The 16,235-nt window shown below is 36.3% G+C and carries 17 protein-coding genes; 14 read left to right on the forward strand and 3 right to left on the reverse strand.

All coding sequences use genetic code 11. From position 1 onward, the window contains the following. Positions 1-421 precede the first annotated feature (421 nt). Positions 422-1,420, forward strand: coding sequence for a glycoside hydrolase family 130 protein (locus JOD07_RS12015; RefSeq protein ID WP_158741599.1), 999 nt, complete (start codon positions 422-424; stop codon positions 1,418-1,420). Between the two features lie 161 nt (positions 1,421-1,581). Here the strand turns inward: JOD07_RS12015 and JOD07_RS12020 are convergent, their stop codons facing one another. Further along, the gene (locus JOD07_RS12020) at positions 1,582-2,811 is read right to left on the reverse strand and encodes a class I SAM-dependent rRNA methyltransferase (protein WP_204614119.1); all 1,230 of its coding nucleotides are present in this window, start codon (positions 2,809-2,811) and stop codon (positions 1,582-1,584) included. A gap of 269 nt (positions 2,812-3,080) precedes the next feature. Between JOD07_RS12020 and JOD07_RS12025 the strand changes: the two genes are divergently transcribed. The 10 genes from JOD07_RS12025 (at position 3,081) to JOD07_RS12070 (ending at position 10,443) form a co-directional block, all read left to right on the forward strand. Beyond that, positions 3,081-4,604 (forward strand): methyl-accepting chemotaxis protein, encoded by a 1,524-nt coding sequence (locus JOD07_RS12025; protein ID WP_204614121.1) that lies wholly within the window; start codon positions 3,081-3,083, stop codon positions 4,602-4,604. A 228-nt stretch (positions 4,605-4,832) separates the two neighbouring features. Next, positions 4,833-5,474 carry a CatA-like O-acetyltransferase, family 3 gene (locus tag JOD07_RS12030; RefSeq protein ID WP_204614122.1) on the forward strand — a complete coding sequence of 214 codons (642 nt, stop codon included), beginning with the start codon at positions 4,833-4,835 and terminating at the stop codon, positions 5,472-5,474. A gap of 120 nt (positions 5,475-5,594) precedes the next feature. Further along, a complete protein-coding gene (locus tag JOD07_RS12035) occupies positions 5,595-5,783 on the forward strand; it encodes a flavodoxin family protein (protein ID WP_158741603.1) in 189 nt (62 codons plus the stop codon). A 62-nt stretch (positions 5,784-5,845) separates the two neighbouring features. Continuing rightward, positions 5,846-6,292 carry a hypothetical protein gene (locus JOD07_RS12040; protein ID WP_158741604.1) on the forward strand — a complete coding sequence of 149 codons (447 nt, stop codon included), beginning with the start codon at positions 5,846-5,848 and terminating at the stop codon, positions 6,290-6,292. Next, entirely contained in the window at positions 6,289-6,501 is a 213-nt protein-coding gene (locus tag JOD07_RS12045; protein WP_158741605.1) for a hypothetical protein, read from the forward strand. The genes JOD07_RS12040 and JOD07_RS12045 overlap by 4 nt, the downstream gene beginning before the upstream one ends. A gap of 131 nt (positions 6,502-6,632) precedes the next feature. Then, on the forward strand, positions 6,633-7,010 hold the full coding sequence (locus JOD07_RS12050) for a GNAT family N-acetyltransferase (RefSeq protein WP_243144634.1): 378 nt from the start codon (positions 6,633-6,635) through the stop codon (positions 7,008-7,010). 190 nt (positions 7,011-7,200) lie between these two features. Beyond that, entirely contained in the window at positions 7,201-7,662 is a 462-nt protein-coding gene (locus JOD07_RS12055; protein ID WP_158741606.1) for an RNA polymerase sigma factor, read from the forward strand. Further along, positions 7,659-8,399, forward strand: coding sequence for a hypothetical protein (locus tag JOD07_RS12060; protein ID WP_158741607.1), 741 nt, complete (start codon positions 7,659-7,661; stop codon positions 8,397-8,399). The genes JOD07_RS12055 and JOD07_RS12060 overlap by 4 nt, the downstream gene beginning before the upstream one ends. Next, a complete protein-coding gene (locus JOD07_RS12065; RefSeq protein WP_158741608.1) occupies positions 8,375-9,244 on the forward strand; it encodes an ABC transporter ATP-binding protein in 870 nt (289 codons plus the stop codon). Before JOD07_RS12060 ends, JOD07_RS12065 begins: the two co-directional genes overlap by 25 nt. Beyond that, positions 9,241-10,443: an ABC-2 family transporter permease gene (locus JOD07_RS12070; protein ID WP_204614123.1), complete on the forward strand. Its 1,203-nt coding sequence runs from the start codon at positions 9,241-9,243 to the stop codon at positions 10,441-10,443. The genes JOD07_RS12065 and JOD07_RS12070 overlap by 4 nt, the downstream gene beginning before the upstream one ends. Positions 10,444-10,646: 203 nt before the next feature. On the opposite strand, the gene JOD07_RS12075 is transcribed toward JOD07_RS12070, so the two are convergent. Beyond that, entirely contained in the window at positions 10,647-11,687 is a 1,041-nt protein-coding gene (locus JOD07_RS12075) for a prenyltransferase/squalene oxidase repeat-containing protein (RefSeq protein ID WP_158741610.1), read from the reverse strand. Then, a complete protein-coding gene (locus tag JOD07_RS12080) occupies positions 11,687-12,847 on the reverse strand; it encodes a glycosyltransferase family 4 protein (RefSeq protein ID WP_158741611.1) in 1,161 nt (386 codons plus the stop codon). The genes JOD07_RS12075 and JOD07_RS12080 overlap by 1 nt, the downstream gene beginning before the upstream one ends. 424 nt (positions 12,848-13,271) lie before the next feature. Here JOD07_RS12080 and JOD07_RS12085 point away from each other — a divergent pair, with 424 nt between their 5' ends. The 3 genes from JOD07_RS12085 to JOD07_RS12095 all read left to right on the forward strand — a co-directional run bounded on the left by JOD07_RS12085 (position 13,272) and on the right by JOD07_RS12095 (position 15,952). Beyond that, positions 13,272-13,871, forward strand: a complete 600-nt coding sequence (locus tag JOD07_RS12085) for a TetR/AcrR family transcriptional regulator (RefSeq protein ID WP_158741612.1) — start codon at positions 13,272-13,274, stop codon at positions 13,869-13,871. 137 nt (positions 13,872-14,008) lie between these two features. Continuing rightward, positions 14,009-14,362: a TIGR04076 family protein gene (locus JOD07_RS12090; protein WP_158741613.1), complete on the forward strand. Its 354-nt coding sequence runs from the start codon at positions 14,009-14,011 to the stop codon at positions 14,360-14,362. Positions 14,363-14,473: 111 nt separating this feature from the next. Then, complete coding sequence (locus tag JOD07_RS12095; RefSeq protein WP_158741614.1) at positions 14,474-15,952, forward strand: methyl-accepting chemotaxis protein; 1,479 nt, start codon at positions 14,474-14,476, stop codon at positions 15,950-15,952. Positions 15,953-16,235: the final 283 nt, after the last annotated feature.

Consider the following 16,235-nt stretch of genomic DNA (forward strand, 5'->3'; position numbering starts at 1 on the left):
TAGTTTACTTATCGTTTACTTTTATATAATTGGGATTTAACATACCTCCTGTATATTTACAGGTGTGAAATGACTAATACATTTAGGAGGTATGAGTTTAAGCGATTACTACATAGAGACAATGGATTTTTCAGAGGAAATTAATAAAGGCATAGCTGGAATCTTTAAAGTGCCTTGACAAATCAGAGTTTATTTTTTAAAATGCTGTTGTAAACATTAGAATATTTACTATCATTTAACAAAACAGAGCTTAGGTAAAGTGTTTAAAAAACCTTTTACTTTTGTGATAAATATTTATAACGTAAGCCGTTATCAATATTTTATCCTGAAATATAAAAGGATTTTGAACACTTTTTTCTTTATGGGCAAATGGAATAATGAAAATAAAATGATGTTGCTTATGTAAAAGGAGTGAAAACTGATGGCAAGAAGATTTGAAACAAAACTTGTGGGTCCTGACAAGCATTTATACAGGGAGCTTTTTAAAAGAGCTTCCAATAACCCGATTCTCACAGTAAGGGATTGGCCTTATCCTGCAAACTCAGTTTTTAATCCTGCAGCAACAATGTACAAGGGAAAAGTACTGCTTTTGGCAAGGGTTGAGGACAGGAGAGGCTTTTCCCACCTGACAAAGGCTGTCAGCGATGACGGCATAAGTAATTGGGTTATAGACGAAAAACCCACACTTGAACCTGATCCGGACAGATTCCCTGAAGAAGAATGGGGAATTGAAGATCCGAGGATTACCTGGGTAGAGGAACTCGGAAAGTATGTTATTGTATATACCTCTTACTCTAAGGGTGGTCCTCTGGTATCAATGGCTCTGACAGAGGACTTTGAAAACTTTGAAAAACTTGGACCAATCATGCCGCCAGAAGATAAGGACGCTGCATTGTTTCCAAGAAAAATTAACGGTAAATGGCTGCTGATTCATAGACCTATTCCGGCGCATTCAGTGCCGGGAGCCCATATATGGATTTCAATGTCAGAAGATCTGAAATATTGGGGGCAACACCAAATACTCATTAATGCCAGAAAGGGCGGCTGGTGGGATGCAAACAAAGTAGGACTTAATGCTCCACCGCTGGAAACTCCTGAAGGTTGGCTGATCCTCTATCACGGTGTTAAACAAACTGCTGCCGGAGCTATATACAGACTTGGACTTGCTCTTTTGGACCTGGAAAATCCATTCAGAGTCTTGAGAAGAAGTGATGAGTGGGTATTTGGACCCTCTGAACTTTATGAAAGAGAAGGGGACGTTGATGATGTAGTATTCCCCTGCGGTTGGGTCCATAACGAAAAAACAGGAGAGATTAAGATGTACTATGGGGCGGCGGATACATGTATTGCCATGGCAACTACCAATATAAAGGATTTGCTGGAATATATCAAAAGATGCCCCGAACCTAAAATGAATTAAAAAAGACAGACAATGCTATGCGGAAGCTGGTAGCTTTATTACAGGTTGATAAAAAGTGAGCCAAAAAGCCTGCAGAAAAAAGAATCCGAGAATTCTGCTCATTTTGAGTAGTTTCTTCGGATTCTTTTTTGGTTTAATATAAATAAATGTTGTAACACAGGTCATACTATCTGGAAAATATAAAATTTAAGATAGTCCGTCTCAGGAACATTCCACAGGATAGGATGGTCTGGCGCTTGTTGACGGGCTTCAATCTGTCTGAGGGATACGGCTGCATCCTGTGCGGCGCTTGCCAGCATTTTGCGGAACAATTCATCCGTCATGAAGTGGCTGCAGCTGCAGGTAGCGAGATACCCTCCCCGAGGCAGTAGTTTCATGGCTTTTAAATTGATCTCCTTATATCCTCTGGCAGCAGACTGCACTGTTTTGCGTGATTTGGTGAAGGCAGGAGGATCAAGGATGATAAAGTCATAGTCCTTACATTTTTGATCTGCCAGTTTCGTCAGCAGATCAAACACATCTTCACATAGAAAATCCATTTTTCCATCCAATCCATTGCGTACAGCATTTGCTTTTGCCATTTCAATGGCTGATTCAGAGATATCTACTGAGGTCACATGCTCTGCTCCACCCAATGCTGCATTAAGACCGAAGGAACCGGTATGGGTAAAGCAGTCCAGCACCCTCTTGTCTTTGGAAATTCGGGCTACTGCGGCACGGTTATATTTTTGGTCAAGGAAAAAGCCGGTTTTTTGACCGTTTTCTACATCTACCAAATATTTTACACTGTTTTCGCATATTTCTGTCACGGCAGATTCCGGTACAGGGATACCATCGGATTGATACCAACCTTTATATTGTGGCAAGCCTTCTTTTGCACGCAGGGCAATATCATTGCGCTCATAAATACCGCTGATTGATTCGCCCATTTCAGTAAGTACATCCCATAGAGCCCGGTAAATCATTTCTTTGACAAATTCCATGCCAAGACTGGTAATTTGTACGGACAGAATACTGCCATAACGGTCCACTGTCAGTCCAGGCATCTGATCGGCTTCACCATGAATCAGGCGGCAACAAGAAAAGTCTATGCCGGGCATGACGGTTTTTCGGTAACGAACGGCATATTCCACACGGCGGCGCCAAAAGCGAATATCAAATACATCGTTGGCGTTGCGTGAAATAAGTCGAACGGTAATCTTACTGGCATTATTATAAAAACCCGTACCCATAAAAGCGTTTCCGGCAAATACATCTACCAGTTCGCCATTTTGAGGTACGCCTTCCGTTTTTAGAATTTCTTCTCCGTATATCCAAGGATGGCCATTTTGGATGCTGCGTTTTGCCTTGGGGGAGATCATGACTTTTGGATACTGCCGTTCTTGTTTCATCTGTGTCTTCCTTTCAAAATAGATTGAGTTATGCGTTGATTGTAGCATATTTATCTTTTGCCTTCAACAAGGGGATCACACCACCAGATCAGAGTAAAAGGAGTATTAACAGACTTTTCACAATATAATAAAATATATAAAAACAAAATTATTTAATGATTAAATAATTTTGTTCGTTATATAATATTCATTATAATTTATTTAATTATTGAATAATAAGCGAAAGCAACATTACAGCAAATCTACGCATTATGGAAGGGGTTGTGTTCATGAACATTTCACTATTAAAAAATCAGGAAAAGTACGCAAACACTATATCATTCTATAGTACTCTGTTTGGCAGTATATCTGTCGGATTAGGCTTTTTATTGTTGTTTAATAATCAGTTTGTTAATATGACCTTACTGACATGTGTTTTAGTTACGATAGCAGCAAGAGTTCTGGAAAAGAAAACGGCTTGGTTTGCTAATATTTCTAAATTTATTTATATGATCGTATTTTCTGTAGCTCCTTTTGCGTCTTTTTACTTGCTGGAGACAGCAGGGGCTTTTGGGGTCCCTTCGATTGCTTACTGTTTTACATATATATTTATCGCGAACATGTACTATAATTCCAAAATAGTTTGGTTATACTCAGGTACTACAATACTGATATATACCCTTGCGATTTTGATCTTTCCAAAGCAGTTTTTCGAAGGTCCCGGTAAGAGTCCCATTGCTTGGGTAACTTTTGGAACAGCCTTTCTCATTTCTGGGTTAGTTTCTGTTATTTTATCCAAACGATCAAAGAAAATGATTTTGGATATAGAAAATCAAAAAAATGAAAGCGAAAAGCTTACTCAATTATTGAATCAGTCTATAAATGATGCATTTGTTAACTCTGAAAATCTATATAATGTAGCAAAAAATTTAACTGAGGCTATCAGTGGATTTAATGAGTCTTCAGAGCAAACGATGTCATCTATTATTAACATTGCCAAAAGTACTTCTCTGCAACATGATTTGACGGTAAAATCTTATGATCATGTCAGTAGTATTTCCAATAAGCTGATGAATATTTCTGAAAGTATCTCGACGGTTTCTGGCTATGCTAAGGATTGTTCAAATCTGACAAGCGAAGGAAATCAGATTATATCTTCTGCTATAGAACAGATAGAATTGATCAACACAAATGCAGTCAGACTTACAAATGCAATAAATCTGCTGGCTGAAAAATCTGCTGAAATAGGCCAGATAACGGCCATGATCAGTTCGATTGCACAGCAAACCAATATGCTTTCGGTGAATGCTTCAATTGAAGCTGCAAAGGCTGGGGAAGTTGGTAAGGGATTTTCTGTTGTAGCATCAGAAATACGCTCATTGGCAGAACAGTCAAAGAATGCTACAGAAAAAATTAACGCTTTGATACATCAGGTTCAAAGTGAAATTGAGCATACAACGTCCATTACAAATGAAAGCAACCATTCTGTCAGCGAAGGCATTGACATCATTAAATCAGCCGGAGAAATCTTTGGAAGGATACATGCATCGGTCAGCGAGATTTCAACTTACTCAAATACTGTTTCTGAAAGTGTTCAGAACATTTATAGCAATTCTCAGGATGTTGTTTTATCCATCAGCGATATCAAACAGGCTTCTGAAGAAATCTCCCAATTCTCTACGCGTGTGGCAGCTGCTTCAGAACATCAAAATGCAAGACTGGGAGATATTCATTCTATTGCTGAAAAACTTTATCATATGTCTTCACAATTAAAGGATTCTATGAACTTGTCATCTTCCAAACAACTAAATTAAAAATTTAACCCTTCGATAGGTATTATGAGAGCTATCGAAGGGTTTTTTTTCGAGAAAAGGACAGGCAGAATTTAATTATGCAAAGTTGAAAAAATAAAAATGCATAAAGATTGAATATATTTTGAAATATTGATAATATTGGTATATAATGCTATTAAATTACTATATGAAAACGGTATGTGCTGCTTTTTATTCTATAGATTAAAATTGAATGAAAGGAGCAGAGATATGCATTATACGAAAATTGATATGGACGACTATTACAGAAAAGATGTATTCAGGCATTTTTCTGAGGATTGCAGATGTTCTGTTTCCATCACCAATAAAGTGGATGTTACGGAGTTATATAACTTTTCTAAAAAAACGGGTACTAAATTTTATATCAACTTTTTATATATTCTGGCGAAGGTTCTTAATTCCAGAGACGATTATAAACTGGCATGGCATGAAGGGGAATTGATCGTATATGATAAAATCCATCCAACACAGTACATTTTTCATGATGACACAGAAACATTCACTATAGCTTATACCGAGTATAATGAAAAATATGATGTGTTTTATAACAATGCTTTAAAAGATCTGTTAAATGCGAAAGAAACGAGAGAATACGGACTGGATCTGAAAAATCACCCAAATTGGTTTGATGCATCATATATTCCATGGATTTCCTATGAATCATTGCATATAGAATTACCTGACGGGCATTTGTATTTTAATCCTATTATTAACTGGGGAAAATTCAAAGAATCAGAGAGCAGGCTTTGGATGCCTGTAACAGTGAGACTTAATCATGCGGCGGCAGATGGATATTTGGTGGCACTTGTTTATAAATTAATGGAAAAGGAAATTAATTTGTTATGCAAATAATTGATTCACATACACATATAGGATGTTTTGAGAAATGGGATTGCAAACCTAGGTTTTGAGTAAAGAATAAAGAATTTTTAATATAGTGATATTTAGTCACATGATTATGGGAGATAAAATATGAAATATCTAGTGATCAATGGTAGTCCGCATAAGGGGAACACATGGAAAGTGGCAGAATCTTCCATGAAGAATATAAAGAAACTGGATTCGGATTCTACTTTTGAGGAAATACAATTACTGGATCTAAAGCTTCCTTTTTGCTTAGGATGTAGTAGGTGTTTTAGAAAAGGAGAACAGCATTATTAAAAAATTTCCTTGATCATTTAAATTATTTATTACATAGACGCGTTTGGTTTACGAAGAAAGCATTGGTAATAACCACTGTTGGAGGCGTTGGTGGCAATTCCACAATAAATAGTATTTCAGGAACACTAAAGGGGATGGGATTCAATAAATGTTATGGCTTATCCATTCGTTCTCTCAGTTGGAATTCATACAATATAACATCTGTAGATCAAAAGAAGATTGATCAGGTATCGTCTAAATTCTGTAAAGATGTTTTATCTGGTAAACTGCACTATCCCAGCACAGATGTTTTGATTCCATACAATCTTTTTCGTGGTATGGCATGGAATTATACAAAAGGAAGCGAGTTTGAAACAAAGGATGGAGAGTATTATAGCAATGCGTACAGGAAAAAGTATGTTTATGAGCGAAGCGTTCCTTTGTTATTTCATCAAAGAGTGATTGGCAGTATTTTTTATTTGATTGGGAAAATAGCATCAAAATATATTGTAGTAACTTATAAAAAATGAATTCAATTTTATGGAATGGTATATCTGGAGAACTTCGAAAAATTTTTTTGATCAAAAAGTATCTGACTTATGAATCTTTGAAAGAATATGTAAGAGTGATTTTATGGATCACAAGAAAGCAGTTTCATATTAGATGGAAAAGTATACGCCCATTGAATGCAACTATAAAGATGGAAAGTTCTGGCTGTTCTTCGGAAGGAGGGATGTAATATTAGAAAACCATGAAAGTCAGTAGCTATTCGATGTTAAAAAACCGGAAAAAACAGAAAGGGGAAAAAGTTATGAATTTAGAAATCAGAAGACTTAATGATAATGAAATTCCTGAAGCCTTATCGCTTGTATGGGAGGTTTTTGTCAGTTCGAAGCACCGGACTACTCTCAGGAAGGAATTGATGAATTCAGAAGGACAATTGATAGTCCTGAATTTATAGATGAATTGAAGTTTTATGGTGCTTTAGAAAATGATCAGATTGTTGGTGTTCTTGCAATGAGAGCTCCTCAGCATGTTAGTTTGTTTTTTGTAAAAGAAGGATATCATGGCAGAGGCATAGGGAAAACGCTGTTTAATACAATGAGGCAGGATTATGCATCTCAGAATTTCACTGTGAATTCATCGCCTTATGCGGTAGATATATACAGACACCTAGGCTTCATTCCTACTGATACGGAGCAGGTTACAAACGGTATTAGGTACACACCTATGGTATTTCGCCCATAATAAGACAGCAAAAGAGACATAAAAGTCCTCTGATGATTTGTTTGCTCTGAAATCATCATTAAGTAAGAATTTTGCCAAAATGACATATACCCTTGATATGTACTCATGGAAACATATCGAGGGTGTTTTTTTGGCTACTTCGCACATTTATTCATTCCATTACGTTATACATAGTAGAAAGGGGGAGATTATGTCTATAAGCATAGAAGATCAGTATGATCAAATATACAGATACTGTTATTTTAAAGTAAAAAACAAAGAAATAGCAGAAGACTTGACACAAGAAACCTTTCTTAAATATTTCAAGCAATCATCTTACATTAATAGAGGAAAACCCCTGGCTTATCTTTATACTATAGCCAAAAATCTTTGTATTGATTTTTATAGAAAAAGCAGTAGAGAGGAAGGACTTAGGGAGGAAATGGGGGAGAGTGATCATATTTCCCAGTTTGAAACTAATTTTGCTATAAAGCAGGCAGTGTCTAAATTACCAATCGACTTGCAAGAATTACTTTTACTTCGATTTGCAAATGAGCTAGGTATTAATGAAATAGCAAGTATCATGAAAATTTCGCGTTTTTCAGTTTATCGGAAGTTAAATAAGGCACTTGGTTTACTTAAGGCCAGTCTAGGAGAGGAGGATTTATTATGAGAAATAATTTAAAAGATTTAAAAAGAGAATTAAAAGCAGCCTTTGAAGCACCAACACCTACAAGAAAAAATGAATTTATAAACCAATTAAATGATCCCAAAGCAAGACAAATAGATTTTTTTATATCTCAGATAGGGTATATAAGAAAACGTGTTTGGATTTTATCGTCATTATTATTTTTAGGTACACTTGCAGGATTATATTTTTATAAAGTCTCAACTTCGTTTGTTTGGGTTCTGTCTTCAGTTTTGCCTTTTATTGCTCTTGTGAGTATAAGTGAAATTGTCAGAAGCATCACATATAACATGGAGGAGCTCGAAATGAGCTGTAAATATAACCTTTTGGAGATTAGCCTTGCTCGCTTGGGGATATTAGGAATAACGAATTTTACTGTTTTGATTGGGATTTTACTTGTATTCAATGGTAAAACGGATTTTGGCTGGATCCGATTAGGAATATACTTGATTACACCATATTTACTCAATTGCTATGGATCATTATTTGCAATTAATCGTTTAAAAAGCAGGGAAGCAATGTATATCTGTGGTGGTGTTACAGCACTTGTCTGTATTTTGAGTACTCTGCTTAAAGTAGGAATCAATGATATCTATACTGAAAGGTATTTGCTTTTCTGGGGTTTAACGTTTATTGTTTTAGCTGTTTTAAGTGCAAAAGAGATTGTGAAACTGATTAGAAGAACGGAGGAACTGGAATGGAACTCGTCATTGACCGCTTAACTAAGCAATATAAAAATAAGATTGCTGTTGACCGTATTTCATTGACACTAAAAGAAGGAGTCTATGGATTATTAGGGGCCAATGGCTCAGGAAAGACAAGCCTGATGAGAATGATCTGCGGCGTTTTAAAGCCCACAAGTGGTGAGGTAAAATTCAATGGCATTGATGTAAGTGAAGAAGAATACAGAGATTCATTAGGTTATTTACCACAGAATTTTGGATATTATCCTGAGTTTTCAGCTTATGATTTTTTACTCTATCTTGCAAGCTTAAAAGGTCTTACTAAGCATCAGGCAAAGCTTAAAGCAACTGAGCTGTTAGAGTTGGTGGGACTTTCAGAGTCAGCAAAAAAGAAAATCAAGACATTTTCTGGAGGGATGAAACAACGTTTAGGTATTGCCCAGGCAATGTTAAATGATCCAAAGATTTTGGTTTTGGATGAACCCACAGCAGGTCTTGATCCCAATGAACGTATACGTTTTCGCAATCTAATTTCCCGTTTGGGTAAAGATAAAATTGTTCTACTCTCTACCCATATTGTTTCAGATGTCGAATATATCGCTTCTACAATTTTGATGATGAAAGATGGACAGATTATACATAAAGGACGTCTTGATGAAATTATTGGCGTAATAGAAGGAAAAGTTTTTGAATGTTCAGTGGACAGTAAAAGAGTAAATTATTTAATTGACAATTATCCGATTATCAATATACGGGAAGAATCAGACAAAACATTTTTACGCCTTGTAGCAGAAAAACCTCCCTGTGAGACTGCTGTTACTGTACCAGCTGTATTAGAAGATTTATACTTATATTATTTTAACGAGGGGGGTAAGAAAAGGTGAGTAGTTATTGTGAATTAATTAAGTTTGAATACAGAAAAATTTTGTGTAAACGCAGTACGCTCATCACTTTACTGCTGGGCATTTTGCTGACTGCTCTTAGCTGTGTAGGACCCTTAATGGGTAATGACTACATCAATGGGGAAGTATTTGAAAGTAATTACGAAGCTATGAAAAAGGACAGGGAATATAATAGAAGGTTGTCAGGCAGAGAATTAAACAGTGAGCTTCTTTCGGAAACCATCAAAGCATATCGTCATATTCCATTGACGGAAGGGCAGTATTCAGATACGAATGAGTATCAGAAATATGCCCGTCCATATAGCGAAATTTTCTACCATATCAGAAAAGCATATAACATCAATAGTTTAAAGGAAATATCATCGATTACCAAAGAGAACCTGGATGATTTTTACACAATACGTCAAAGCAGGGTAGAAAATAACATAGACGATACTACAATGAGTTTTAAAGAAAAAGCAAACTCCATAAAATTAAGCAGAGCAGTAAAAACACCATTTATTTATTCATATATGGGTGGTTATTGGAGATTTTTTTCACAGATGCAAGTAACAGCTTTTTTAATCTGTTTTATCTGTTCTATATGTATTTCTCCTTTATTTGCAGGGGAATATATCGATGGAATGGATAGCCTGATCTTTTCGTCCAAATACGGTAAAAATAAAATCATTCGTGCAAAATTATTTACAGGCATCACATTTACTGTTTTATTAAGTATCTTACTTACAATTATTTCTTACGTTACAGTGATGATGTTTTACGGATGGGATGGAAGCAACGCTCCGATTCAGCTTTATATCCCATTGTCAATCATTCCATTAACTTTGGGACAAGTTGCAATGCTGTACTTTATTATAGTTTTATGTGGCAATATATTATCATCTGCATTAACAATGCTGCTATCCGCAAAATTAAAATCTCCATTCATAGTGCTTGTAATTATGACAGTAATTACGATTCTTCCGGTATTTGTGCGTGTGTCAGAAGATGTATTGTGGATCTATCATTTGATTAATCTTATTCCTGTAAAAATGTTTGATTTCTCAAATATCATAAGTATTTTTTCTATTGATTTGCTTGGGATAATCATGCAACCTTATGAACTTTTTATTTCTTTTTCAATTGTAGTAAGCATAATATTACTGCCACTAGCCTACAAAAGTTTTAAAAATCATAATTAAATAGCTTATTTAAGGGTTTATACACAATTTTTGATATTAATGATTGAAATATGAGTTCATCTGATCATAGAATTGTGGAAGAATGGTTATTGGACAACATATCATCTTCAATACTTTCTTTGACTCAAAACCAAAGGGTTTCCTGGCATTGATTTTTATTTGGCAGTTTATTCTGCCTAAAATTCAATGTCAGGAAACCCTTATTATATGCTTTCTATGCCAGTTATTTTTATATAAGACATAACATAGGAAACGAGACTTTCAGCGCCCATGTTTTTGTTCAATCCATGAGGTGTAAGGCCATCGTAGCAGCCTCCTGTCTCGTTATCGATCAGGCTGATGCCATGGGAATTTGACCCTATGTACCATTTATGGCATTGCTTTGCTTTTTGCAAGTAGTTGATATTTCCTGTTGCTTCATAGGCTGCCAGGTAAGTGAATACTCCTTCACAGGCTTCCACTGTTTGCTCATCAAATTCAGCCGGATTATTTCTTTTCACAAACCAGCCATTGCATCCGACAGGTTTGAAATATCCTCTTTTGAAGGTTATTTCACTTAGAAAATCAAGACTTTCTTTGGCGATATCAAAGAAGCTTTTTGTACCAGTAACCCTATAAGCTTCGATTAAAGCCCAGGGAATCACATAGTTGCAGTATGCCACGATATTCTCAAACCATTTCCATTCCCCGTCTTTGTAATCGTTATACTGGCTGCACAGGGAGTTGGATATTTCAGAAACAATTCTTTTGGCATCCTCATTATCAAGCTGGGCAAGACCCAGGATGGAATATGCCTTGGATCTGGGATAATGAAGAGCAGACACATGGGGTATTGCCTTTTGCAGCATATAGGAAAGGGCTCCTTTGATTCCAGCGGGAGTGATCTGATGGGAAAGGGCAAATCCCAAAGCCCACAGGCATCGTCCGAAACAGTCTTCCGAACCCTCATCTTCAAGCCATACCCTGTCGTATCGCATAAAGTTTCGAAACTTGCCATTTTCATTTTGCGCGTTCAGCAAAAAGGAAGCATAGCGGCAAGCAAGATTGAGATATTCTTTCTTTCTGTATCGTTCGTAAAGCATCAACGCCATGATCAAAGCCCTGGCATTGTCGTCTGTGGTATAGCCGTGGTTTGGATCAGGCAGACCATATTTTGAATGCTGCAACATCCCTGTATCGTCTGTCAGCAGGAAGATATAGTCGTCTCTGAATGGATTATTGCAGTAGGATGCAGCCGTTGACATTATATCACCATACTGTCTGTGATATGTATTTTGTCTAATATATTGATGAACAACTTTGTGTATTGCTTAGCAATATTTTCCCATGTCATTGTCCTGCCGACGCGTAAAGTTCTGTTTTCCATCTCTTTTTTTGCTTTGGGGTTTTCCAGGATATATTCGATATGTTTTGCGAGGGAATCAGCATCGGAAAACTCTGCTAAAAGTCCTCTGCCATCGGCGAGCATTTCTTTGGCATAGCTGTATGGTGTTGAGACGATTGCCTTGCCATATCCCACAGCATAGGCCAGTGTTCCGCTGACTGCCTGATCTTTTCCAAGATAGGGCGTCATGTAGATGTCTGATAATTGCAGATAGTATATGATTTCATCTTTAGAAAGATATTTATTCACAAACTGTACATGATCTCTGATGCCAAGGGCATCCACCATATTAACAAGCTTTTCCCTGTATGCTTCCCCAGATTCTTTTTTGACACATGGATGTGTCTGACCAAGGATCAGATAAACGACTTCTTTATGCTTCTTTGCAACTTTTGCAATAGCTTCTATACCATATTCCAGACCTTTTCCCGGACTTAAGAGACCAAAAGTACTCACAACACTTTTCCCTGTAAGTCCATGTTTTTTCTTAAGCACATTTTGAGATTCGAATGCTTTGGAGGGAACTCCGTGATGAATTACTTCGATTTTTGAAGCGTCTATTCCGTAAACTGTCTGAAGAATAGGTTTTGTATTTTCTGCCATCGTGACAATTTTTGCGCTCTTGCTCCCCAATTGCCTTAATATCTCCTTCTGTTTTGGTAAAGGATTTGGGAGTACGGTATGTAATGTAGTGATCAACGGGATTTGTAAGTGATTTATAAAGTCCAGAATGTATTCCCCTGATTCTCCTCCAAATATGCCATACTCATGCTCTATCACAAGGAGATCTATATCAGAACCATTGATGGCTTCTGCTGTGTTGATATAGCTTTCCCTGTCATGCTGAGAAAGTTCCATGATGACTCTGCTGCTGTAAGAATATTTGTCATTGCTCACAGCAATTACTTTTGGCTTATCCAGCAATTTTACCTTATCGAGAGCCCTTACCAGATCCTGAGTAAAGGTCGCAAGACCACACTCTCTTGAAGGATAAGTACTTAAAAACGCCACGTTTCGCATTTTTTACAAAACCTCCCCATTTACATACTCAACAACGTAGAAAAATACGTTGAAAGTTCGTGAAGAATGAAAAAAGCGTTTTAATCCTTTTAGTTTCAGATAGATATCGATAACACCGGTGTTAAAGATATATATCTCAACAATAAAAGAAAAAAACGCATTATTAGCACTCGATATAAATGAGTGCTGATATTATTTTATAAAAGAAATATTGATTTGTCAAGGAGTATTTTACCATAAAAAGGATGAAGCCAGGGAAGTTACGATGTATTTATAATTTCTGTGGCGCTATCCTGCTTAAAGCGAAAAAGTACTTGAGATGAAATTATTCGGACATGGAACAGAACATAAAGATTTTCGCAGCTTGACAAAAAAATGAGATAAGTTTATTATGAACACAAACTCAATGAGTAAGGAGTCAATCATGGGAAATTCAATACGACAGATTCAAAAATTAAATACTCGAAAAAGAATCATAGAAACCGCTTACAAAATTTTTTCTGAAAAAGGCTTCTCAGTGCCTTCAACCATGATTGCAAAGGAAGCAGGTGTTGCACATGGTTCGATATTTTCTCATTTCCCAACTATGAATGAGCTGATCGTTTGCTTACTCTCAGACTTTGGAGAGCAAATAGGCGTGAGGCTTCATGAACTTGCCAAAAAATGTGACAGCGTTGAGAATCTTTTGAAAGAGCATTTAATGGCCCTGGAAGAATACGAAGCATTTTATACCAGATTAATTTTAGAAAAAGACAGATTGCCGGATGAAGCAAAAAACACATATGCAATGATTCAGTCTATTTTGGCCTTTCATTTCAGCAGTGTTATTGAACGTGAAATAAAAAAAGGAACGGTTAAAAATCTTCCAATACATATGCTGTTTAATACATGGCTTGGCCTGGTTCATTATTATCTGATGAATAAAGACTTTTTTGCGGATTCTAATGAATCAGTTATAAAGAGGTATGGAACTGAATTACTGAGTATATACCTCAACTTAATTAAAAATGAAAGTAAGGTATAAGCATGAAAGGCTATATTTCGATTAAAACATGGATCTAATTATTCACGGGTAGAAAGTAAGTGAAACAGGCATATTAGAGGATTTTTTATATGAGATAACTTTCGTTCCAGAAGGAACACCACCACGGAGGAGAAGTTATGAAAAAATGGTATGATGAAGAATATGAATTTAAAGTGGAAGTTGTAGGTTATTTACGAGGAGATCGTACGGAAAATTATTGTAGAAACGGAGAAGAAATTGGTGATCAATATACTTGTACTTATGGTTGTCCTGTTAACCAGGATGGATATGGAATCTGTTCTAAAACCATGATGATGTTATATCCGTTAATGGAAGCAGTTAGAAGCGGTGGAGACTTGGAAAATCTGGGCGGCGAAGGGAAGTATACTAAAACTATTGTCTGTCCTGATGGTTGTGTTATATTTCGCCTAACAGCCAAACCCCTTGGCAATCAGAACTTCCATAAAGGTGGGTTTTGGAAAGAACTTTGAATTGAAGACTAATTATAAATTTAGGAAAGATCGCTTACACTTTTTCGACATAAAGTGATATAATGTGCCTATGCGACTTTTTATACATTACTGATTGGAGGCTAGATGTTGATGCAGCAAGATAATTACAATACCCAAAGAGTCCATAGGGTAAACATTCTGTTAACGATCATTTTAGTTTTCTTAATTTGCGTACCGGTGGTAATGTCCAAAGGCATTTTGGAAGCTAGGATGACTATAATAGCGGGTCTGGTGGTTTTAGCAATATCCATAACAACTTATTTTTTACCAATTAAAAACTATGTAAAAGGACTTTGCCTGTCATTATTGCCTTGCATTGTGATCATTGCTCTTTTCGTAACAGATGGGTATGCGCTGAATAAGCATTATATGGTCCTTTTGTCTATAGCTATGGTGACACTTTATTTTAAGAAAGAGCTCATTTTAGTCCTGGTGACATTTATTGATATGGCATACATAATTTTGTTTTTTGCAGTTCCTGCTCACTTATTAGGAAGCGATAATGGCCTTAAAGCATTTATTACAGTCTTTTTTATGATTAATGGAGTGAGTATTTTGCTGTACTTACTCACAAGGTGGGGGCGACAGCTTATAGATGATGCCTATCATAAAGAGCTTGAAGCTCAAAATCTCGTAAAAAAGTTATCATCAGCGTTTAAATCCATTGAAGAAGCATCAGATTTGCTTGATGAACATATCACAGGGTTTAAGCATGATATCAGTACAATATATCATTCAAGCAAGGATATTTTAGAATCTGTTGAGCAAATGGGCATTGGCATACAGGAAGAAGCAGAGAGCGGAAACATTATCAATCATTCCATGAGCCAATCTATGGCTAAAATGGATGAAGCCATTCATATTAGTAAAACCGTTGTAGAGGAATCCAGGAACATGAAAGCCAAAGTTGAGGAAGGTTGGTATAAAATCAGCCAAGTTACGGACTATATGGATACGGTTGGTTCCACTATTAGTACGACGACACAGACAGTTTCTGAACTCTATAATAGTCTGGAAAGAGTAAACACATTGCTTAGTAGTATCCAGGACATTGCTCATCAGACAAATTTATTAGCCCTCAATGCAGCCATTGAATCTGCCCGGGCAGGGGAACAAGGAAAGGGTTTTGCAGTAGTAGCCGAAGAGGTAAGAAAACTGGCAGAACAGAGTTCTCATATTGCTTCAGATATAGCTGAAGTAACAGCAGAACTATCAAACAAGTCTAAAGAAGCGCAAGATCAATCCATCCAGGGTGAAGCTTCTGTTACAAAGGGAAGTGAGCTGCTGAAAGAAATCTCTGCATACTTTGAAGAGATTAAGAATACTTATACCATGATTAATGAAGAATTATCAAACGGAATGGGAGAAATAGCCTTATCAGTGAAAAACTTTGGTACAATTCAAGAGCAAATTGAAAACTTATCTGCAATTTCACAGCAAAATGCAACCTCTACTGAGGAAATCATATCCACTATAGAGAACGAACATACATTGATTACTTCCATCAATGGAGCAGTTGCTGAGATCAACGCGTTAAGCAAAAAGCTTCGGGAAATGACAAAAGAATAGGGATGAAACAGAGATAACAGGTCTAAAGCCCATTGCGGTTTTAGATCTGTTTTTTATAACATAGAAAATTTTGATCTGTTTAGAAATTAGCTTTTAAGGATGCTGGAATACTGGATAGATTGTATGTTTTCGATGAAAAGAGAGTGAAAGATAGGAGTAAGAGGATCAATGAAAGATGTTGGATTTTACTGTCGAAAAAGTTATGTAATGTAAATAGTGAAAAACATTGACTTATACAGTATTGCAGTGTTAAAATCACAATATTACTGTGATTTGGAGTATA

Source organism: Defluviitalea raffinosedens (assembly GCF_016908775.1).
GTDB lineage: Bacteria > Bacillota > Clostridia > Lachnospirales > Defluviitaleaceae > Defluviitalea > Defluviitalea raffinosedens.